The following is a 21,341-nucleotide window of genomic DNA, read 5'->3' on the forward strand; positions in this document are numbered from 1 at the left end:
CGCGGAGCCGCGGACCGGAGGGCGCCGGTCGGCTGCCGAGCCGGGACCGGAGGGCTCCGTTCACGCGCAGGACACCGTGGTGCCTCCGCGGCGATCCCTATTGTCGGAGGGGCATGGTTCCATGGGGGAATGATCGATGCATTCCTCACCGGTGACCTGTCCGAGGTCGAGGAGGCGATCCGCAAGGCGGCCGCCGCCGAGATCCTGCCGCGGTTCCGGCAGCTGGCCGACGACGAGATCGTCCAGAAGAACGGCCCGCACGACCTGGTCACCGTCGCCGACCGGCTCGCCGAGGCACACCTCACCGCCGCGCTGACGGCCCTGCTGCCCGGCTCCACCGTGGTCGGCGAGGAGGGCGTGCACGCCGACCCCGCCGTCCTGGCGGGGCTGCGCGGGGACCTGCCGGTGTGGATCGTCGACCCGGTCGACGGCACCCGCCAGTTCGTGCACGGCGACCCCGGCTTCGCCACGCTGGTGGCGCTCGCCCACCGCGGCGAACTGCTCGCCTCCTGGACGTACGCGCCCGCGCTGGACCTCATGGCCGTCGCCCGCCGCGGCCAGGGCGCGTGGCTGGGCGGCGACCGGCTGCACGCCGGTTCCCCGCAGCCCGGCAAGGTCCTCGAAGTCGCCATATCCCACTTCGACTTCACCGACGACGAGGAGAAGCGGTCCCTGACCGGGCTGGAGACCCCGGGCGTCGCGACCCGGCCGTGCGGCTCGGCCGGACTGGAGTATCTGCACGTCGCCCGAGGCGAACTCGACGCCGTCGCCTTCACCTGGGAGAACGCCTGGGACCACGCGGCCGGGCTGCTGCTGGTCGCCGAGGCGGGCGGTTTCAGCGCCACCGTCGCGGACGAGCCCTTCCGCATCGCGGGCGGCAACGCGCTGCCCTTCACCGCGGCGCGGGACGAGGAGACCGCGCGGCATATCCTGGCCCTGCTGTCGGGCGCGCGCTGACGGAGCGACACACCCCCGGCGCGCGCACGGCCCGGCGGCGCCAGCAGACGACCCCGCAACGTCGAGGAGGACTGTCACGTGCCGTCGATGCTCGACGTGGTGGTGGTGGGTGCCGGGCCGAACGGACTGACCGCGGCCGCCGAACTCGCCCGGCGCGGCCTGGCCGTGGAGGTCTTCGAGGCCGCGGACGGGATCGGCGGCGGCGCCCGCACCGAGGAGCTCACCCTCCCCGGCTTCCGGCACGACCCCTGCTCGGCCGTGCACCCGCTCGGCGTGGGCTCGCCGGCGTTCCGGGCCATGCCGCTCGCCCGGCACGGACTGGAATGGCTGCACCCCGAACTGCCGCTGGCCCACCCGTTCCCGGACGGCACGGCCGCCGTCCTCGCCCGCTCCGTGGGGGAGACCGCCTCCTCGCTCGGCGCGCGCGACGCGGGCGCCTACCGCCGGCTCCTGGCCCCCTTCCTCGGCCGCTGGGACACCCTCGCCCCGACTTCCTGCGCACCCAGTGGCTGGGGCTGCCGCGCGACCCCGCCACCTGGATCCGCTTCGGCCTCAACGCCGTCCAGCCCGCCGCCCTCATGGCCGCCCTCCGCTTCCGCGACGAGAAGGCCCGGGGCCTGCTCGCCGGGCTCGCCGCGCACGCCATCGCCCCCACCACGGGCCTGGCCACCGGCGGCATCGCCCTCGTCTTCGCCCTCGCCGCGCACGAGGTCGGCTGGCCGATGCCGCGCGGCGGCTCCCAGGCCATCTCCGACGCCCTGGGCGGCCATCTGCGCGAGTGCGGCGGCGCCGTGCACACCGGATTCGAGGTCAAGCGCCTGGACGACCTCCCGCCCGCCCGCGCGTACGTCTTCGACACCTCGCCCACCGCCCTGGCCCGGATCGCCGGGCTCGGCAACGCCTACCGGGGCTACCGGTACGGCCCGAGCGTCTTCAAGATCGACTACGCGCTGGACGGGCCGGTGCCGTGGACCGCGCCCGAGGCCCGGCGTGCGGGCACCGTCCACATCGGCCCCACCAGCGGTGAGATCGAGGCGGCCCTGCGGGCGGCGGTCCAGGGCCGCGACCCGTCCGTACCCTTCCTCATCACCGCCCAGCCGTCGCTGATCGACCGCACCCGGGCCCCGGAAGGCAAGCACGTGTTCTGGGCGTACGGCCATGTGCCCAGCGGCTGGACCGGCGACGCCACCGACGTCGTCGAGCGGCAGATCGAACGCTTCGCGCCGGGCTTCCGGGACCGCGTGCTGGCCCGCGCTGTCGCGGGGCCGCGGGAGTTGGCCGCGCGCAACGCCAACTACGTCGACGGGGATGTCGCGTGCGGAGCCTTCACCGGCCTCCAGGCGGTGCTCCGCCCCAAGCTCAGGGCCGTGCCGTACACCACCGCCCACCCCGCCGTCTTCCTGTGCTCCTCGGCGACCCCGCCCGGCCCCGGCGTCCACGGGATGTCGGGACACCACGCGGCACGGGCGGTGTGGCGGCGCCTGCGCGCGGACAGCTGACCGCCGGGGCCGACCCGGGCCTGTGCCCGGTGCCCGTCCCGCCCTAGTGCGGGATCCCGTCGATCAACTCCCGTGCGCCCTGGCGCAGCAGGGACACCGCCACCGAGGTGCCCAGCGTCGCCGGGTCCAGCGGCCCGGCCCACTCGTGCGCGTCCAGCACCGTCTTGCCGTCCGGGGTGAACACCCGGGCCCGCAGCGACAGCCGGCCGTCCCGCTCCGCCCTGGCGTAGCCCGCGATCGGCGAGTTGCAGTGCCCTTGGAGGACGTGCAGCAGCATGCGCTCGGCGGTGATCTCCCGCCAGGCGTCCGTGTCACCGAGCGCGGTGACCGCCTCGATGGTCGCCGTGTCCTCCTCACGGCACTGGAGCGCCAGCACCCCGGCCCCGATCGGCGGGCACATCGTCTCCACCGGCAGCACCTCGCTGATCCGGTCCGTGACGCCGATCCGCTCCAGCCCGGACACCGCGAGCAGCAGCGCGTCGGCCTCACCCGCGTCCAGCTTCTCCAGCCGCCGGTTGGCGTTGCCCCGCATCGGCACGCACTCCAGATGCGGGTGCGAGATGGCCAGTTGGGCGCTGCGGCGCACCGAGGAGGTACCGATCCGGGTACCCGCGGGCAGCTCGTCGAGGGTCAGCCCGCCGGGGTGGACCAGCGCGTCCCGGATGTCGTCCCGCTTCAGATACGCGGCGAAGACCGTCCCCGCGGGCAGCGGCCGGTCGGCGGGGATGTCCTTGACGCAGTGCACCGCGAGATCGGCCTCACCGGCCAGCAGCGCGGCGTCCACCTCCTTGGTGAACGCGCCCTTGCCGCCGAGCGCCGCCAGGTCCCCCATCCACCGGTCACCGGAGGTGGTCACGGGAACGACCTCGGTACGGGTACCGGGGTGCAGGGCGGCCAGTTCGCCACGTACCCGTTCCACCTGGGCCAGGGCCATGGGGGAGGACCGGGAGACGATGCGGATGGTGGCGGGCGCGGAGCCTGACGCGGTGGGCATGCCGTACACCATAGGGCGTGCGGCGCCGGGGCCGTCGCCTCACTCGTCCGTCTGGTCCAGTTGCCGGGCTCTGTCCGGCTGCCGGACGGGGAAGCCCTGGGCGAGGAGGGCGGCGAGGCGCACGAACGCGTCACGGGTGGCGGGGGTCAGCCGGTCGAGGTCCAGCTCCGGGTACGACCACAGCTCGGGGTCGAACGGCACGGGGACGACTGCGCGGCACAGCCCTTTGTAACGGGCCACCGCGGTCAGCATCTCCGCCGGTTCCAGCGGACGGTGTGCGGCGACCACGATGATGGCACGCTTGGCGAGCCTTGAGAACCGCGAACGGGTCAGCCGATAAAGGTCGCCGTGGCTCTTGCTCTCGTCGTCGGCGGAACAGACGACGATCAACTGGTTGGCGTGGTCGAAGACTCCGAGGGAGGTCGCCCGCTCCATGTTGGGTCCCGCCTCGCTGATGATGATCGGGTACCGCAGCCGCAGCGCGACGAGCGTGCGGGTGTAGGCCCTCCCGTCGAACATCCTGGTGGTGAGCGCCGTATTGCCCTGGACGAGCAGATCCAGTTGTCCAAGCCCCTCTCCGCCCAGCAGCCACAGATCGTGCCGGGCGTCGAACAGCTCGAACGCCCGCCCCGACTCCTCGGCCATGTTCCGAGTCCGTACCGACAGGCTGCTGCCGGGCCGGGTGGCGTCGAACGCCACTACTGGGTCCCGGCGGAGGCGGGCGAGCGTGGCGCCCAACGCGAGCGCGGTGGTGGCCTTGCCGGCCGCGGGCCGGAAAGTCAACACGGCGATGTGCTGGCTGTGCTTCAGGGGAGCGCGGATCCGGGAGACGTGGCTGTCAGCGACGTGCTCGGCCAGCACGTCCGCGACGTGACGCGCCGTCGGGCGTTCGGGATTGCTCCAGGCGGCCTCGGCGATCTCGCGCACCGGCGCCCAGCCCCCACTCCGCCACGGGGAGGCCGACCAGTCGATGGTCGGCCGCCTCGCTCCTGCGGAACGGACAAACCGCGCACCGGCCAGCAGCAGCAAGATCTCGCCGAGAGCGGCCACGTCGTCCAGGCGGGTGGCAACCCCATACCGGTACCGGTAGGGGACGCCACCGTCGATCACCGCCCTGGCCCAGCCGTCGAGTTTCACCGCACCGTCCACGATGAGCACCGTGCTCTCCGACAGACTGCCGTGTGCCATACGCTCCTCCGCACACAGGCTCACCGCTTCCGCCACCTGCCATCCGAGGGTGGCCGCGGTGCGGGCGTCGAGTGCGACGCCGCCGGACAGCAGTTCCTTCAGGGTGCGGACCGACCGGGCCGCGGAGGTCGCGAAGAGCTCCCTGGCGACCCAGGGCGGGCGGTCGTTCAGATCGTGCCCCAGCAACCTCGGTGCGTAGCGGCCCGCCATCCGGCGCAGGGCCTCCGCCTCCGTCTCCAGATCGCTGAGATCAGGGGACGACGGGCGGAAGGCGACGGTGCGCGTGCGGACCGCCGCGTAGGCGTCGCCGTCCTCCGCCTCGTATCGGGCCACGTAGACGGACGAGTTCGGGCCGGGGGCCAGGCGGCCGAGCAGCCGGTACGGGCCCAAGTGGGCCGGATCGGCGGCGATGAGCGGAGATCCGTGCGGCGCCTCGCCGGCGGGAGCGGCGGGCGGCGGTGGCAGCGGGGACGTGTCGGTGGGCGGTGGTGGCGGCGAGGGTGCCTCGGAGGTCGGCGGCGGGGGTGCCTCGGAGGACGGGGGCTCCTGGGGCATCCGCGGTGGGGCCGAATAGGCGGCGGGGCCCGACGGCGACCGTGGGGCATCGGACGGGGCATCGGACCGCGGGGCTTGGGACTGGGACGACAGCGGCAACCACTGCTCGACTGCCGGGTCCCAGACCATCCGCAACGGCCAAGGTGGCGCCTGCGCAACGGGCCGCGCAGGCGGTTCCGCCGGGCGTGGCGGGGAGTAGACCGGGGCGCCGTCGGCGGTGGTGCCGATCCGCTCGTACCGCTCGAAGACGCCCCAGACCTCGTGGATCGTCGGCCCCTCGTCGGTGTCCCGGCGCAGACAGGCGGCCACCAGGCGGCGCAGCGGCTCCCACTGGGCGCCTGGCCAGCGCGGCAGGCTGACCGTGTCCGTCGTCGCCGTGCGGTCGTACTCGCCGCCCCCGATCGTCCACAGCAGCAGGCCCAGGTCCCGGATGTTGGTCTCATGGCCCGTATCCGAACCGGAGGCCGACACACCGTCGATGATCGCCGACGACCAGCCGGTCAGTACCACGTCCAACCCCGCCACGTGCACCGTCTCGGCGTGCAGATCCCCGTGTACGAGGCCCTCCTCGGCACAGACGCGGACCGCGTCGGCGAGCTCCCGGGCGATGGCGAACGCCGTCCCGGCGTCCCAGTCGGCACGGGAGACCGCGGCGGACAACCGCCGGGTGTCGTTTCTGGCCTCTTCCGCGAGCCACGGAGGGTCCTGGTCGAGGCCGGTGGCCAGCAGCCTCGGCGCGTGACGTCCGGCCATCCTGCGCAGCGCCTCGCTCTCCGTGCGCAGCAGATGGTGGGCGTCGTCGGCCCACCGTGCCACGGTCCGCACGACCGCGGTCTCGCCCGCCGGCTTGTACCCCATGAAGGCCAGGGTCCGCGCGCCCGTGCCGTTCCGCGTCAGCAGCGTGTAGGGCCCCAGGGTGCGGGGGTCGGTGGGGAGCAGCGGCGCCCAGCCGTCGGCCATCGTGGCGCGAAGGCGCGGCGCGGGGGAACGGCGCCCCGACGCGCCGAAGCGGGCCGCGAGCCGCGCCTCCACCGTCGCGAACGGCCGCCCCGCCGACGGGAGATGGTCCGGGCCGTCGGGGTGGGCGAGCCAGGCGGGGAAGTCGGGGGAGCGCCCCGCGAGCCGCGCCAGCTGCCGGCCCACGACCTCGCCGGTACGCAGCAGTTCGCCGACCGGCACGGCGTCCAGCAGCGCCTCCTGGGCGGCGGGCGTGAACTGGAACGTCCGGTGCTGTACGGGCAGGGGCTCAGGCCCGGCTTCGGGTGGCGGCGGGGCCGGGCGCATCAGCCCGCCCAGGAACACCTCCGCCAGATGGCCGGTGTCCGCCTGCCACTCCACGGAGGACTGCACCAGCCGCATCACGGGCACCGACAGCGGTGCCACGGCGGCCAGATGCGCGGCCAGCCGGTACGCCTCGGGGGAGGCGGCGTCGCGGAACCGCTGGAGGTGGCGCAGGTCGTCCCGGGCGGACGGAGCGGCGCGCGGCACGGCCCCCGCGCGCCATTCGCCACGCCTCCCGCGCTCCCCGCGCGTCCTGTAGTCCCTGCGCGTCCCGCGGTCCCCGCGCTTCCCGCCATTCCGGCGTTTCCCCCATGGCCCGTGCCTGCCGTGCTTCTCACGCCTCCCGCGCTCCCCGCGGTGTATGCGCCCCCCAAGCCGCCCGCGTTCGCCGGGCTCCCCGAACTCGCCACGCCTCCCGCGCTCCCCGCGCTCGGCGTGGCACCCGTGCCCGCCGCCCGCGCGGGCCCGCGCGCGGGTCGCGGCCGGGACAGCAGCGGCAGCAGTGCCGTTCCGCTCGGGGACGACAGCAGCCGGGCCCAGTCCGCCATCGGCTCGGCGGCCGGTTCCAGCACCGGCACCGGAACGCCGTCGAACGCGGCGAGTTCCGGAGGCAGCACCGGGTCGGCGACGCTCCAGTCCACGTTGGCCGCACCCGGCCTGCGCGTCGTCACGCGCCAGCGCTCGGCGCGGATGCCGGAGCCCTGCCACAGCCGGGGCGGCAGGGCGTGCACCACCGCCGTGGGCCCGTGCGCCGCCCAGCGCTCCAGCACGGTCGTCATCCGCCCGTCCCGCCAGGCCGCGCCCACCCCGTCGCTCACCACCAGCACCAGCGTCTGCCCGGACGGGTCGGACACCGCGGCGGTGGGCAGGGTCGCGGCGCCGGGCGCGTACGGCTTGGCGCGCAACGCGGGCGTACCGGCACCGCGCGACCGCAGGCCGTGCACGCGCATCGCCCGGAACGCCCCGGAGCGCTGCATCAGCGTGCGCAGTTCGACGGCGAGCCGCCGCCACAGCAGCATCGACAGGCCGTCGTCCACGACGAGCGCCAGATCCAGCCAGCGTTCCCGAGCCGGGCGGGTGACCACATCCGGCAGCCCCGTCTCGGCGAGCGCGGCCGCCGTCGCGATCTCGTCCATCTCCCGTCTGAGCGGGTTCGGGCGGTGCTGCTTGAGCGGGCGCAGGGCGCGGCCCAGGGACAGCTCGGCGGGCAGCGCCTTGCCCTCCGGCACCCGCAGCGGCACCGCGCGGTGCGACGACGGCCGCGCGCGGCGCGTGACGGTGGACATCAGCGGCATGTCCGGCGCGCCGTACAGCCCGCTGGCGGGCCGGCCGCGGCCCCCCGGAAGCGTCCCCGCGGCGCCGTGTGTGCCACGCGGCCCGGTGCTCCCTGCGCCCGCGGCCGCTCCCCGGCCCAGCGCCCAGGCCGCGCCGCCGGGGCCCGCCTCGTAGGGCGGGGGACGCCCAGACGACCCGGGAGGCACCTGCGGGGTCGTCGGTGGGCCCTCGGCGACGGCCGATGTCTCGCTGCCCGATGCGGCGACGGGGCCGTGCGAAACGGTCGCCCGCTGCACGCCGTCGTCGTCCCGTACCGTCCGCGCCCGCTCCAGCGGGGCGTCCGCCGCCCCGGCGGGCAGCCGGGTGGCCAGCCACAGCGCGTCGAGCAGCTCCTCCTGCGACAGCTCGGCACCGCTCGCCGCGAGCACCGCCCGTACGGCGTCGAGCTGCCCCAGCGCCGCCGTACGCCCCGTACCGGACCCGGCGCCGCCGCTGCCCGAGGCACCGAGCGGGGCGCTGCCGCCTCGGGCGTCGGCGATCAGCGCCCTCAGCCCCGCCTCGATCTCGGCGATCGCGGCGCCGCCCACTTGGGCGTCCGCCAGTGCCCTCAGCGCCGCGAGCCCCGCCTCGAGCGCGGCGAGCTGGGCGTCGCTGCCCTGGGCGTCGGCCACCAACTGCACGCCCGCCGCAGCGAGGCCCGCCAGCGTCCTCTGCCGCAGGTCCGGCGGCACCCGGTCGACCTCGAAGGCGAGGAGGACCTCGTCGATGCCGACCCGGCCCCTTGCCCTCCCTGACTGGACGAGGGCCATGACCGCGGGGTACGGGGCGAGTTCGGCCGGAACCGCGGAGGACGCCCGCCGCGCGGTCGGGTCGTCGCCGCCCGCCATCGCTACACCGCCCCGCCGAGCTGGTGCAGCACCGCGTCCAGCAGGCCGTCAGCCGACAGGTCCGCTCCGCCCGCGCGCAGGAACACCGCGTTCAGCAGCTGGTCCGTGGCCAGTTCGCGGGTCGCGCGGCGGCGCAGGAAGGCGTCCAGCAGATCGTCCACCTCGACCAGCGCCGCCGGCCCCAGATGGGCGGTGACGATCGCGCGCAGCCGCTCCTCGTCCGGGGTGGGCAGCTCCAGGCGGACGCAGCGGCGCAGGAAGGCGGGAGGGAAGTCCCGCTCGCCGTTGCTGGTGATCACCACCACCGGGAACTCCCGGCAGCGCAGCCGCCCCCGCTCCACCGTGGCCTGCTCGCCGGGCCGCTCGGTGAGGACCGCGACCTCCGCCTGCTCCTCGGGCAGCCGCGCCAGCTCGGGGATCTCGAACTCGCCCTCCTCGAAGACCGTCAGCAGGTCGTTGGGCAGGTCCACGTCCCCCTTGTCGAGCTCGTCCACCAGCAGCACCCGTGGCTCGTAGCCGGGCACCAGCGCGGTGCCCAGCGGGCCGAGCCGGACGAAGGTGCCGATCGACGGCTCGGCCTCGTCGCGGTCCCGGCTGAGGGTCGTCTCGCGCAGCCGGCCGATCGCGTCGTAGCGGTACAGCGCGTCCTGCACCGTGGAGCGGCTGTTGATCGGCCAGTGCAGCACCTTGCCCAGCCCCAACTCCTGGGCGACCGCCTGCGCCAGCGACGACTTGCCGGTGCCCGGGGCGCCGGTGACCAGCAGCGGGCGCCGCAGATGCAGGGCGGCGTTGACCACGTCGGCGTGGTGCGGCGCGATGAGATACGGCTGCGTCGGCCGCCGGACCGCGTCGGACCGCTCCCCGGACCGGTCCTCCGGCTGGTCTCCGAACCGCCGCCAGGGCGGGGCGGGCGGCATCGCCACCTCGCGCCGCCGGCCGTCCCCGTGGAACAGCCGCCACCCCTGCTGCGTACTCATCGAAGAACCTCCGTGTCGGACGGATCGGACAGCAACTCATCGGCCGACGGCGCGGGGGCGAACGCGGCGCCACCCGCGTCGTCGAACAGCTCCGCCGACCCGTACGACCCGTACGAGCCGGACGGCGCCGAAGCGGCCTCGTCCGCCGGGTCCGCCAGCTCCAGCGCGGGCAGCGGCCGGTCCGCGTCCGCCCAGGCCAGGACCGGACGGCCGGGATAGTCGGCCGGGCGCTGCAAGGTCTTGCTGCGGTAGACCCGGACCGCCTCCGCGAGTCCGTGCGCGGGCACCCGCTCCGCGTACCGCACGGCGGGGGAGCCCGGCGCGCCGCCGCGGTCCCACAGCACCACGGGCACCCCCGCCGACAGGCACACCTGCACGATGCCGGAACGGGCCGCCGCCGGCACGTCGATGTCGACCCGCGCCGCGAACCGCCGCTCCATCAGCAGCCCGTACACCGCCCGCGTGTCACCGCAGCCGCCGTCGACGCGCAGCGGCTCCTCCTCGTGCAGCCGCCGCCACCGCTCACGCCAGTCCGCCAGCAGATCCGCACCGGCCCGCTCCCGCAGCTCGGGGCAGTTGACCACGGCCGGGTACTCCACCCCGAGGATCCGCGGCAGCACGCCCTGCGGATCGCCGTCCCAGTCGTCGAACGGGACCTCCAACGCGTCCCGGTCCACGATGAGTTCCACCACCGGCAGCGGCCCCCGCGGCTGCGGGCGGCGCAGCGAGCCCACCGCGCCGAGTATCTCCCGGGCCGCTTCCGTGGCCGTCCGGGGCCGGTTCTCGTCCTCCGAGACCCGGCGCGGCCCGGTGCCGTCGTCGCACCACAGGCGCAGCCGGTAGCGGTCGGCGGCCGGGCCGCAGGAGTCCAGCGCCGCCAGCACCCTGGGCACCGGGTGCCGTGCGCGCCGCTCCCAGTCGGCGGCGTCCCTGCGGCGTTCCCGCAGCGCCGCCGTGTGCACTCCCAGCCGCTCCGCGACCCGCTCGTTCCAGCGCCGCAGCTCCGCGCGCGGGCCGCCCGTCCCGTCGGCCGTTCCGTCGCCGTCGGCCGTTCCGTCACCCGCCCTGTGGCCCGTCCCGTCGGCCGCCCCGGGCGGGCAGCACCCGGCGGCGATGAACTCGGCCGCGCGCAGCAGCGCGGGCACCGGACCGGCGCCTCCCGGGGACGGCATGCTGTCGCCGGGCAGCTGCTCCAGATACCCCGTCAGCTCCTCGACGCGTCCGCCGTCGGCCAGCAGCCCGGCGGGCACCGGGGCGAGCAGCGCCGCCCGTACGGCCGTCGGGATGCGGGCCGCGCCGGAAGCCGGCAGCCCGCCCAGCAGGCCCACCAACTCGCGGTGCTCGCGGGGCGACAGCAGCCGCCGCAGCCCCGCCCTGCGGCCGATGTCGAGCAGCGCGTCGGCGGCGGCCGGGTCCGCGCCGCGGCGCACCAGGCCCGTCAGGGCGGGCAGCGCCCGCTCCCGGGTCAGCAGCAGGTGGGCGAACTCCTCGGCGGACGGGCCCCCGCCCTCCGGGTGGTCGAGTCCGCACTCGCGCGCCACGGACCGGGCCCAGCGCGCCCATCCCTCGGCGCCCCCGGAGAACCGCAGGCCGTCGAGGAGTGCCACGAGGTCGGTGTACTCGGTCCGGTCCCGCAGACCGTCGTCGTACGGTGCCGTCAGCCGCGCCGCCCCGGTCGCCGCCAGCTCGGCGCGGACGCGCTGCCACGGGACGCACCAGGCGCGGTGCAGCCCGCCGCGCGCCTCCAGCTTGGCCGTGACCAGCCCGACCACCGCCCGGTCCCGGCGCGACCACAGCGGGCCGCCACTGAACCCGCGCTCCACCGGCAGCTTGTCCCGCAGCCCGTCGACGTAGCCGAACCGGCCGTTGCACTCGGTCACTTCGGCATCCGCGAACCAGCCGCGCTCACCCGTACCGTGCCACGCCCGCACCACCTGCCGCTCCGCCATCGGGTGCCAGCGGGGCGGCTGGATGGCCTCCGGCAGCGCTTCGTCGAGCAGCAGCACCGCGAGATCGCCCTGCCACTCGTACGCCCCGACGCCCCCACCGCCGAGGCGCGGTGCTATCCACGTCGTCAGCCGGGCCACGCGCTCCACGGTGTCGTCCGGGCCGTGGACGCGGACCCGTAAACGCACCGGTCCGGGGTCCTCCGCGGCGAACTCGTCCTTGCCGAAGGCGCCGTTGACGACGTGTGCGCAGGTGAGAAGGTGCTGCTCGGGCAGCAGGACGGCCGAGCCGACCGGCTTGCCGTCGAGGTCGCTGAGCACGGACACGGCGGCGGGCCGCGAATCGCCGCCACGAGGCCGGAACCACCCCATACGCTCAGTCCGTTCGGCCCGCGCCCGGCGCGGCGCCCATGCTGCCGCCTGTGCCCGCGCTCGTGCCCGTGCCCGGCACGGCGCCTGCGCCCGCGCGGTCGGCCGGTCCGGTACGGTCCGGTCCCATGCGCCAGGTCGCCGAAATCGTCAGGCTGGCCTGCCCGTTGGCGCCGACGATCCCCAGCTTCAGATCCTGGCCCACCTGCACCCCGAACTGCACGCTGATCTCGTCGGGCGGCACGGCGCCGGACGACACCGCGTCGTGCACCTCCTGCAGCAGCGGACCGAGCGGACGCAGCACCGTACGCGCCGCCTCGGCGGCCCGCAGCGCGGCGGACGACGGTCCACGGCCCACCGGGGACACGCCCCCGAACCCGCCGTCAGGCGGCGGCGCCGGGACCACTTCCAGCCGTACGGAGGTGCCGTCGGACAGCGACAGCTCGGTGTAGTCGGTCACGCACGCCATCATCGCGGAAGAGCGCCCCGCCCGGCCCCGGTTTGCGGCAAGATCCGCAGGACGCTCGGCACGGCCATGTCGGATTTCCGCCAGCCGCCCGCGCGCCCGGTGCCCGATGCTTGATGCCATGCACACCGACCACGACCGGTGCGTACGCGCCGTGCAGTCCAAGGACGCCCGCTTCGACGGCTGGTTCTTCACCGCCGTCCTCACCACCCGCATCTACTGCCGTCCCAGCTGCCCGGTCGTCCCGCCCAAGGTCGAGAACATGACCTTCTACCCGAGCGCGGCCGCCGCCCAGCAGGCCGGATTCCGGGCCTGCAAGCGCTGCCGGCCCGACGCCGCGCCCGGCTCCCCGCACTGGAACCAGCGCGCCGACGCCGTCGCCCGCGCCATGCGGCTCATCGCCGACGGCGTCGTGGACCGCGACGGCGTCCCCGGGCTCGCCGCCCGACTCGGCTACAGCACCCGCCAGATCGAACGGCAGCTGCGCGCCGAACTCGGCGCCGGGCCGCTCGCGCTCGCCCGCGCCCAGCGCGCCCAGACCGCCCGGCTCCTGGTCGAGACCACCGCCCTGCCCATGGCGGACATCGCCTTCGCCGCCGGGTTCGCCAGCATCCGCGCGTTCAACGAGACCGTACGGGAGGTGTTCGCGCTCTCCCCGACCGAGCTGCGCGGGCGTGCCCGCGGCGGGCGCGGCACCGGGCCCGGCGCCCCCGGCGTGCTCGCCCTGCGGCTGCCGTTCCGCGCGCCGCTGTGCCCGGACAACCTCTTCGGCCACCTCGCCGCCACCGCCGTCCCCGGCGTGGAGGAATGGCGCGACGGCGCGTACCGGCGCACCCTGCGGCTGTCGTACGGGCACGGCGTGGCCGCCCTGCGGCCGCGCCCCGACCACATCGAGTGCCGACTGTCCCTCACCGACCTGCGGGATCTCGCCGGGGCCATCAGCCGCTGCCGCCGGCTGCTCGACCTCGACGCCGACCCCGAGGCAGTCGACGCCGCGCTCGCCGCCGACCCCGGACTCAGCCCCCTGGTCCACAAGGCGCCGGGGCGGCGGGTGCCGCGCACCGTGGACGCCGACGAGTTCGCCGTACGCGCCGTCCTGGGCCAGCAGGTCTCCACGGCCGCCGCCCGCACCCTCGCCGGACGCCTGGCCACCGCGCACGGCGAACCGGTCGACGACCCCGAGGGCGGCCTGACCCACCTCTTCCCGGCGGTGGAGGCGCTGGCCGGACTCGACCCGGCCGCCCTCGCCATGCCCGCCGCCCGGCGCGCCACCCTCACCCGCCTGATCGGCGCACTCGCCACCGGGGAACTCGCCCTCGACATCGGCGGCGACCGCGACGAGGCGCGCCGGCGACTGGCCGCCCTGCCCGGCATCGGGCCCTGGACCGTGGAGATCGTCGCGATGCGGGCGCTCGGCGACCCCGACGCCTTCCCCGCCACCGACCTCGGCGTACGCCGCGCCGCACGGGAACTGGGCCTGCCCGCCACCCCGGCGGCGCTGATCCGGCACTCGGCCGCCTGGCGGCCCTGGCGCGCCTACGCCGTGCAGTACCTGTGGGCCACCGACGACCACCCGATCAACCACCTGCCCACCGACTGACCGCGCACGTGACCACACACGTCACCGCCTCCCGAGCGATACGGAACACCCTCATGCCCCGCGTCCACACCGTCCTCGACAGCCCGTACGGCCCGCTCACCCTCGTCGCCAACGACGGCGTCCTGTCCGGGCTCTACATGACCGACCAGCGGCACCGCCCCCCCGGAGGAGAGCTTCGGCGCGCCCGACGACACGCCGTTCACCGAGGCCGCCCGCCAGCTCGCCGCCTACTTCGCGGGCGAGCTGACCGACTTCGACCTGCCGCTGAAGCTGTCCGGCACGCCGTTCCAGCTGCGCGTCTGGGAGCGGCTGCGGCGGATCCCGTACGGCGAGACGATCTCCTACGGCACGCTGGCCGACCGCCTGGGCCAGCCGACCGCCTCCCGCGCGGTGGGCCTGGCGAACGGGAAGAACCCGATCGGGATCATCGTCCCCTGCCATCGCGTGGTCGGCGCGGACGGCAGCCTCACGGGCTACGGCGGCGGCATCGACCGCAAGCGGCGGCTGCTGGACTTCGAACGGCGCGCGGCCGTGGCGCAGGCGGGGCTGTTCTAGGCGCGCGCTGGGCGAGGGTCAGGGGAGAGAGCCCTCCGCGAGCCCGGCCAGCAGCTCTGGTAGCGCCGTGCCGATGGGCTCGCGGAGCACCTCGTCCGCGAGCGCGTCGTACGGCGTCGGCTCGGCGTTCACGATGATCAGCCGCGCCCCGTGCTCGACCGCGATTCCGGCCAGCGACGCGGCCGGCTGCACCTGGAGGCTGCTGCCCACCGCGATGAAGACCTCGCATGCCTTCGTCACGGCCACCGCCTCGCCCAGCACCACCGGATCCAGGCTCTCGCCGAACATCACCGTCGCCGACTTCAGGATGCCGCCGCACTCCCGGCAGGCCGGATCGGGCTCGCCCGCCGCCACCCGTTCCAACGCCTCCGCCATGTCGGAGCGCCGGTCGCAGCGAGTGCACCGCACCGCGCGGGCCGTGCCGTGCAGCTCCAGGACCTTCCGCGCGGGCATCCCCGCGAGCTGGTGCAGACCGTCCACGTTCTGGGTGATCACCCGCACCGGTACGCCCGAGCGCTCCAACCGGACCACCGCCTCGTGGGCGGCGTTGGGCCGGGCCCGCAGCGCCTGGCTGTCCCGGCGCATCAGCCAGGACCGGCGCCGGATCTCCGGATCGGACATGTAGCAGTCGTACGTGACGAGCTTCTCGGCCTCCGGGTCCCGCCGCCAGAGCCCTTGCGGGCCGCGGTAGTCCGGGATGCCGGAGTCCGTGGAGATCCCGGCGCCGCTGAAGATCGCCACCAGGGGGCGTCGCGTCGCGTCGCTGCTCATGGCGGGAGCGTACGCAGCGTGCCGGGCGGTGTGCGACTGCCTTTTCCGCCGCCGGTTCTCCGCGCCGGTCAGGCCCCGCCGCCGGTGCGCCCCGGCCCGGGCGTGCCGATCAGGCTCCGCCGCCCGCGGCGGCGAGCCGCTCCGTGCGCTTCGCCAGCTCGCTGATCCGCGCCCCGTCGAAGCCGTACACCGCACTGCGCACCCGGTCCTCGAGCGGCTCGGTCCACTGCGGCGGGATGGCCGCCGCCCCGCACAGCACGCCCGCCACCGACCCGGCCGTCGCCCCGTTGGAGTCGGTGTCCAGGCCGCCGCGCACGGTCAGCGCGATGGTCGCGGTGAAGTCGCCCTCCCCGTACAGCAGCCCGGCCGTGATCACGGCCGCGTTGGGGACCGCGTGGATCCAGTGCAGCCGCCGCGCCTCCGCGTCCAGCTCGGCCAGGGTGTCGGCCCAGCTCAGCCCCGCCTCGTACAGGGACACGGTGCGCCGCACCGTACGCGCCAGCCGGCATCCCGGTGGGATCCGGTCCAGCGCCGTCCCCACGGCGTCCCGTGGCCCGTCGGCGGTGAACGCCGCGGCGACCAGCGCCGCCGCCCACATCGCCGCGTAGACGCCGTTGCCGGTGTGCGAGAGCACCGCGTCCCGGCGGGCCAGGGCCGCCGCCCGGCCCGGATCGCCGGGGCACACCCAGCCGAAGACGTCCGCGCGGATCAGCGCGCCGATCCACTCCTGGTACGGGTTGTCGACCGTCGCGCAGACCGGCGGCTTCAACCCGGCCGCCAGGTTCCGGTACGTGGCGCGCTCGGCGGTGAAGGTCTGCAGGTACGGCAGCCGGAGCAGCCACAGCTCGCCGACCTGCTCGGTGGTGAACCCCAGGCCGTACGTCTCCAGCAGATGCAGCCCGAGGATCGAGTAGTCGATGTCGTCGTCCCGGCAGCTGCCGTGGATCCGGCCGCGTACGCACTCCGGCCACTCGGGGCGCAGCGCGTACTCCGCGAGCCGGTCCGACGGCGGCGGGGCAGGTAGTCGGTCAGCGGCAGGGCGCCGGTGGCCCGCAGATAGCGGTCGATCCGCTCCCGCGTCCAGTAGTCGCCCCGCTCCACGGGCTTGCCCAGCATGTTCCCCGAGATCCGGCCGAGCCAGCCGCCGAGGATCCGGTCCGCGAGTGCGCTCATGGCACAGGTGTACCGGACGCGGCGCTCCGTATAGGGTCGCAGCGGCGCGACTCCTGGAAACAGCAAGGGGTAGCAAGGTGACGGACACACGGGTGCTCATCGCCGCGGACAAGTTCAAAGGCTCACTCACGGCCGTGCAGGTCGCCGAGCACGTCACCGCCGGACTGCGGCGTGGCGCGTCCGGCACCGTGGCGGTCGAGGCGCTGCCCGTCGCCGACGGCGGCGACGGCACGGTCGACGCGGCCGTGGCGGCCGGGTTCGAGCGGCGCGCGGAACGGGTGACGGGCCCGCTCGGCGAACCGGTCACCGCGGCGTACGCGCTGCGCGCGGGCACCGCCGTGGTCGAGATGGCCGAGGCCTCCGGGCTGCGCCACCTGCCGCCCGGCGTCTTCGCGCCGCTGTCAGCCACCACCTACGGCACCGGGGAGCTGCTGCGCGCCGCCCTCGACGCGGGCGCGCGGACGATCGTCTTCGGGGTCGGCGGCAGCGCCACCACCGACGGCGGCGCGGGCATGCTCAGCGCGCTGGGCGCGCGCTTCCTGACCGCCGACGGCGAGCCGGTCGCCCCGGGCGGCGGCCCGCTGCGCGACCTGGCGACCGCCGACCTGACCGGCCTGGACCCGCGCCTCGCCGACACCGAGATCATCCTCGCCAGCGACGTGGACAACCCGCTGACCGGCCCCAAGGGCGCGCCGGCGGTGTACGGCCCGCAGAAGGGCGCCACCGAGGCCGACGTGGCCGCCCTGGACGCCGCCCTCGCCCACTACGCCCAGGTCCTGGAGGCCGCGGTCGGCCCGCGCGCGGCCGGCCGGGCCCAGGCCCCGGGCGCGGGCGCGGCCGGCGGCATCGGCTACGGCGCGCTGGTGGCGCTCGGCGCGGCCTTCCGCCCCGGCATCGACGTCATGCTCGACGTGCTGGGCTTCACGCCCGCCCTGGAGCGCGCCGACCTGGTGATCACGGGCGAGGGCTCGCTGGACGAGCAGACCCTCCACGGCAAGGCCCCGGCGGGCGTGGCCGCCGCGGCCCGGGCCCGCGGCAAGCGGGTCGTCGCGGTCTGCGGCCGCCTGGCGATCGACGATGCCGCGCTGACGGCGGCGGGCATCGAGCGCGCGTACGCGTTGCTGGACCTGGAGCCGGACGCGGCCCGCTGCATGGCCGAGGCAGGCCCCCTCCTGGAACGCGCGGCGGAGCAGCTGGCAGCGGACTGCCTTTCCTGACGAGGCCGGCGCACCGCCGCCGGTTTGTGGGCAGATGTTCCGTGGGCGGAACGGGTGGGCACAAACCGCCACCGGCCCGCAGTCGCGCGCGAAACGGGACGCCCCGGCGGGGGCGGCGCACCGCCGCCGGGTGCGGGCCGGCGGGAGGGCGTGCCCCGTACACGCCGGAGGGCCCGGGTGATCTGACGATCACCCGGGCCCTCCGTAGCCAAGCCAAAGGCGCCTACGGCGCCTCCGCCGCCCTCGCCTCGCGTCGGTTGTCGCGGAACGCGTTCACCCGCCGCGCCGTCGCGAACAGCGGGATCACCGCGCCCATCACCAGCTGCAGCGAGCACGCCGTCTGGAGCAGCAGCTCGCCGCCCGGTGCCTCGAAGGCCCACGCCGCCAGCAGCCCCATGCTCGTGACGATCCAGCTGAGCATCGCCACCGCGAGCCGCCCGCGCGGCTTCGGGTACTCCACGCGGCTCACCATCAGCCACGCCACGCCCACGATCGCCAGCAGCGTCGGGATGAAGGGCAGGCCCAAGAGGACCACGGAGACCACCGTCAGCGCCCCGAACGGGCTCGGCATGCCCTGGAAGACGCCGTCCCGGAGCGTCACGCAGGAGAATCTCGCGAGTCTGAGCACCACCGCCAGTAGCACCACGATCGCCGCCACCGCCGAGACCCGCTGGTGCGCGCCGTCGGCGACCATGCCCCAGACGAGGACGAAGTACGCCGGGGCGAGCCCGAAGCTGATCAGGTCGGAGAGGTTGTCCAGCTCGGCCCCCATCGCCGAGCTGCGCAGCTTGCGGGCCACCAGGCCGTCGAAGAGGTCGAACACCGACGCCAGCAGCATCAGCATCACGGCGGTGGCGGCGCTGTGCCGCGCCATGCCGCCGTCCTCGTTGCCCGTCATGTGCGGGATGAGGACGCCGGTCGTGGTGAAGTACACCGCCATGAAGCCGCACGTGGCGTTACCGAGCGTGAGCGTGTCCGCTATCGACAGCCGCGTGGACAGCGGCATGTCCTCGGTGTCCTCGTCCTCGTCGGCCTCGGGCACCCAGGTCGGGGCTTGTGTTTCCGGATCAATCACGGTCAAGGCGAGTCACCCCCGCGACGGTGGCCTGTCCCACCTCGACCGCGACGTCCACGCCCTCCGGGAGGTAGATGTCGACGCGCGAGCCGAAGCGGATCAGGCCGATGCGTTCGCCCTGCTCCACCTTGGTCCCCTGCGGGATGTACGGCACGATGCGGCGGGCCACGGCGCCGGCGATCTGCACCATCTCGATGTCGCCGAGCTCGGTGTCGAAGTGCCAGACGACACGCTCGTTGTTCTCGCTCTCCTTGTTGAACGCCGGAACGAAACCGCCGGGGATGTGCTCGACGGAGGTCACCGTGCCCGCCAGCGGAGCGCGGTTGACGTGGACGTTCAGCGGGCTCATGAAGATCGCGACGCGGGTGCGCCCGTCCTTCCACGGCATGATGCTCTGCACCACGCCGTCCGCCGGGGAGATGACACGTCCCTGGGCGATCTCGCGCTCAGGGTCGCGGAAGAACCACAGCATGCCCGCCGCCAGCGCGGTGGTGGGCACGGCGACGGCTGCCCAGCGCCCGGAGCGCCGGGCGCGGGCGGCCGTGAGGCTGACCGCCGCCGAGGCGACGGTCGGGAGGAGCCACGGCGATGCTCCGCGCGCGAGGCGTACACCGAAGAGGCTGTCGCGTTGTGCAGAGGATGAGCTGTGGGGCATGGATGACCTTCGTAGCGGAGGATGCCGCGTAGCGAAAACGGGGACGGCGGCTTTCCGGGATGGTATCGGTTGCGGGCGGTAACTGGGCAAGCGCCGGGGCCAGTCGGTGGCCGAAGTCCCCTGGCGGGATGTGATCTTCTTCTCGCCGATACCATCCCGAAGCAGACATTCAGCCCAGTATGCGGTACTCCTCCAGCAGTCGTCGTCCGATGATCATTTTCTGGATCTCGGCGGTACCTTCGCCGATGAGAAGCATCGGGGCCTCCCGGTAGAGGCGCTCGATCTCGTACTCCTTGGAGAACCCGTACCCGCCGTGGATGCGGAAGGCGTCCTCCACGACCTCTTTGCAGTACTCCGAGGCCAGGTACTTGGCCATGCCCGCTTCGAGGTCATTGCGCTGGCCCGAGTCCTTTTTCCGGGCCGCATTCACCATCATCGCATGAGCGGCTTCGACCTTTGTGGCCATTTCGGCCAGTTTGAACTGGATGGCCTGGTGCTGGGCGATCGGCTTCCCGAAGGTGCTTCGCTGCTGTGCGTACGCAACGCCCAGCTCGAAGGCACGCTGCGCGACGCCGCAGCCACGCGCGGCCACGTTGACCCGCCCGACCTCGACGCCGTCCATCATTTGGTAAAAACCGCGTCCGGTGGTCCCGCCGAGCACACGATCGGCCGGAATGCGCAGTCCGTCGAGAATGAGCTCGGTGGTGTCGACCCCCTTGTAGCCCATCTTCTCGATCTTGCCGGGGATGGTCAGGCCCGGCCTGACCTCGCCGAAGCCCGGCTCCTTCTCGATCAGGAACGTGGTCATCGACTTGTGCGGCTTGGCGGCGGCCTCTTCGGGGGAGAGGCCCTCGTCCGTCCGGCACAACACGGCCACCAGCGACGACGTGCCGCCGTTGGTCAGCCACATCTTCTGACCGGTGAGTATGAAGTCGTCCCCGTCCCGCTCACCCTTGGTGCTGATCGCCGACACGTCGGACCCCAGGCCCGGCTCCGACATCGAGAACGCGCCCCGGATCTCGCCCAGCGCCATCTTCGGCAGGAAATAGTCCTTCTGCTCCTGCGTGCCGTGCTGCTTGAGCATGTAGGCCACGATGAAGTGCGTGTTGATGATGCCCGACACGCTCATCCAGCCGCGCGCGATCTCCTCCACGCACAGCGCGTATGTGAGAAGGGACTCACCGAGGCCGCCGTACTCCTCCGGGATCATCAGCCCGAAGACACCGAGCTCCTTGAGCCCCTCGACGATCTGCGCCGGGTACTCGTCGCGGTGCTCCAGGTCGGTGGCGACCGGCAGGATCTCCTTGTCGACGAAGTCACGGACCGTGCGCAGGATCTCCTGCTGGATCTCGGTCAGCCCGTCGGTCTGTGCCAGACGCCCCATCTCACTTCTCCCGTTCGCGCAGTTCGGGGCGGCCCGGCTGCTCGCCGCCGCGCTCCTTGATGTACGTGGCGGTCGGCACCATCACCTTGCGCCGGAACACGCAGACCAGCGTGCCGTCCTGCTTGTAGCCCTTGGTCTCGACGTACACGATGCCGCGGTCCGACTTCGACTTCGACGGCGTCTTGTCGAGCACGGTCGTCTCGCCGTAGATCGTGTCGCCGTGGAAGGTCGGCGCCACGTGCCGCAGCGACTCGATCTCCAGGTTGGCGATCGCCTTGCCGGAGACGTCCGGCACGGACATGCCCAGCAGCAGCGAGTAGATGTAGTTGCCCACCACCACGTTCTTGCCGAAGTCCGTCGTCTTCTCGGCGTAATGGGTGTCCATGTGGAGCGGGTGGTGGTTCATCGTGAGCAGACAGAAGAGGTGGTCGTCGTACTCGGTGACCGTCTTCCCCGGCCAGTGCTTGTAGACGTCACCGATGGTGAACTCTTCGTAGGTGCGGCCAAACTGCATCGG

The 21,341-nt window shown here is 74.4% G+C and carries 13 protein-coding genes and 3 pseudogenes; 5 read left to right on the top strand and 11 right to left on the bottom strand.

Translation table 11 applies throughout. The annotated features are described in order from the left end of the window. The first annotated feature begins 129 nt into the window (after positions 1–129). Positions 130–957, top strand: coding sequence for an inositol monophosphatase family protein (locus Q3Y56_RS27935; RefSeq protein WP_304464562.1), 828 nt, complete (start codon positions 130–132; stop codon positions 955–957). Between the two features lie 78 nt (positions 958–1,035). Beyond that, positions 1,036–2,456: pseudogene (locus tag Q3Y56_RS27940) on the top strand (phytoene desaturase family protein). A gap of 43 nt (positions 2,457–2,499) precedes the next feature. Here the strand turns inward: Q3Y56_RS27940 and hemC are convergent. The 5 genes from hemC to Q3Y56_RS27965 all read right to left on the bottom strand — a co-directional run bounded on the left by hemC (position 2,500) and on the right by Q3Y56_RS27965 (position 12,397). Continuing rightward, the gene (gene hemC, locus Q3Y56_RS27945; RefSeq protein ID WP_304464563.1) at positions 2,500–3,450 is read right to left on the bottom strand and encodes a hydroxymethylbilane synthase; all 951 of its coding nucleotides are present in this window, start codon (positions 3,448–3,450) and stop codon (positions 2,500–2,502) included. Between the two features lie 3,101 nt (positions 3,451–6,551). Next, on the bottom strand, positions 6,552–8,636 hold the full coding sequence (locus Q3Y56_RS27950; protein ID WP_304464564.1) for an SAV_2336 N-terminal domain-related protein: 2,085 nt from the start codon (positions 8,634–8,636) through the stop codon (positions 6,552–6,554). Between the two features lie 2 nt (positions 8,637–8,638). Then, positions 8,639–9,613, bottom strand: coding sequence for a MoxR family ATPase (locus tag Q3Y56_RS27955; protein WP_304464565.1), 975 nt, complete (start codon positions 9,611–9,613; stop codon positions 8,639–8,641). Next, positions 9,610–11,886, bottom strand: a complete 2,277-nt coding sequence (locus Q3Y56_RS27960) for a trypsin-like peptidase domain-containing protein (RefSeq protein ID WP_304464566.1) — start codon at positions 11,884–11,886, stop codon at positions 9,610–9,612. Before Q3Y56_RS27960 ends, Q3Y56_RS27955 begins: the two co-directional genes overlap by 4 nt. A gap of 49 nt (positions 11,887–11,935) precedes the next feature. Next, positions 11,936–12,397: a CU044_2847 family protein gene (locus Q3Y56_RS27965; RefSeq protein WP_369696869.1), complete on the bottom strand. Its 462-nt coding sequence runs from the start codon at positions 12,395–12,397 to the stop codon at positions 11,936–11,938. Between the two features lie 118 nt (positions 12,398–12,515). Here Q3Y56_RS27965 and Q3Y56_RS27970 point away from each other — a divergent pair, with 118 nt between their 5' ends. Together Q3Y56_RS27970 and Q3Y56_RS27975 are read left to right on the top strand one after the other, a co-directional pair. Then, complete coding sequence (locus Q3Y56_RS27970; RefSeq protein ID WP_304464567.1) at positions 12,516–13,994, top strand: AlkA N-terminal domain-containing protein; 1,479 nt, start codon at positions 12,516–12,518, stop codon at positions 13,992–13,994. Positions 13,995–14,047: 53 nt separating this feature from the next. Then, positions 14,048–14,549 (top strand): annotated as a pseudogene (locus tag Q3Y56_RS27975) (methylated-DNA--[protein]-cysteine S-methyltransferase). Between the two features lie 18 nt (positions 14,550–14,567). Here the strand turns inward: Q3Y56_RS27975 and Q3Y56_RS27980 are convergent. Continuing rightward, complete coding sequence (locus tag Q3Y56_RS27980; RefSeq protein WP_304464568.1) at positions 14,568–15,320, bottom strand: Sir2 family NAD-dependent protein deacetylase; 753 nt, start codon at positions 15,318–15,320, stop codon at positions 14,568–14,570. Between the two features lie 109 nt (positions 15,321–15,429). After that, positions 15,430–16,493 (bottom strand): annotated as a pseudogene (locus Q3Y56_RS27985) (ADP-ribosylglycohydrolase family protein). Between the two features lie 77 nt (positions 16,494–16,570). On the opposite strand from Q3Y56_RS27985, the gene Q3Y56_RS27990 reads away from it, so the two are divergent. Further along, a complete protein-coding gene (locus Q3Y56_RS27990; protein WP_304464569.1) occupies positions 16,571–17,710 on the top strand; it encodes a glycerate kinase in 1,140 nt (379 codons plus the stop codon). Between the two features lie 223 nt (positions 17,711–17,933). Here Q3Y56_RS27990 and pssA read toward each other — a convergent pair whose 3' ends face one another. The 4 genes from pssA to Q3Y56_RS28010 all read right to left on the bottom strand — a co-directional run bounded on the left by pssA (position 17,934) and on the right by Q3Y56_RS28010 (position 21,338). Next, positions 17,934–18,791 (bottom strand): CDP-diacylglycerol--serine O-phosphatidyltransferase, encoded by an 858-nt coding sequence (gene pssA / locus Q3Y56_RS27995; RefSeq protein ID WP_304464570.1) that lies wholly within the window; start codon positions 18,789–18,791, stop codon positions 17,934–17,936. Then, positions 18,778–19,440 (bottom strand): phosphatidylserine decarboxylase, encoded by a 663-nt coding sequence (locus Q3Y56_RS28000; RefSeq protein ID WP_304464571.1) that lies wholly within the window; start codon positions 19,438–19,440, stop codon positions 18,778–18,780. Before Q3Y56_RS28000 ends, pssA begins: the two co-directional genes overlap by 14 nt. A 169-nt stretch (positions 19,441–19,609) precedes the next feature. Further along, complete coding sequence (locus tag Q3Y56_RS28005; RefSeq protein WP_304464572.1) at positions 19,610–20,824, bottom strand: acyl-CoA dehydrogenase family protein; 1,215 nt, start codon at positions 20,822–20,824, stop codon at positions 19,610–19,612. Position 20,825: 1 nt separating this feature from the next. After that, entirely contained in the window at positions 20,826–21,338 is a 513-nt protein-coding gene (locus Q3Y56_RS28010; protein ID WP_304464573.1) for a MaoC family dehydratase, read from the bottom strand. Positions 21,339–21,341 lie beyond the last annotated feature (3 nt).

The organism is Streptomyces sp. XD-27, assembly GCF_030553055.1.
GTDB lineage: Bacteria > Actinomycetota > Actinomycetes > Streptomycetales > Streptomycetaceae > Streptomyces.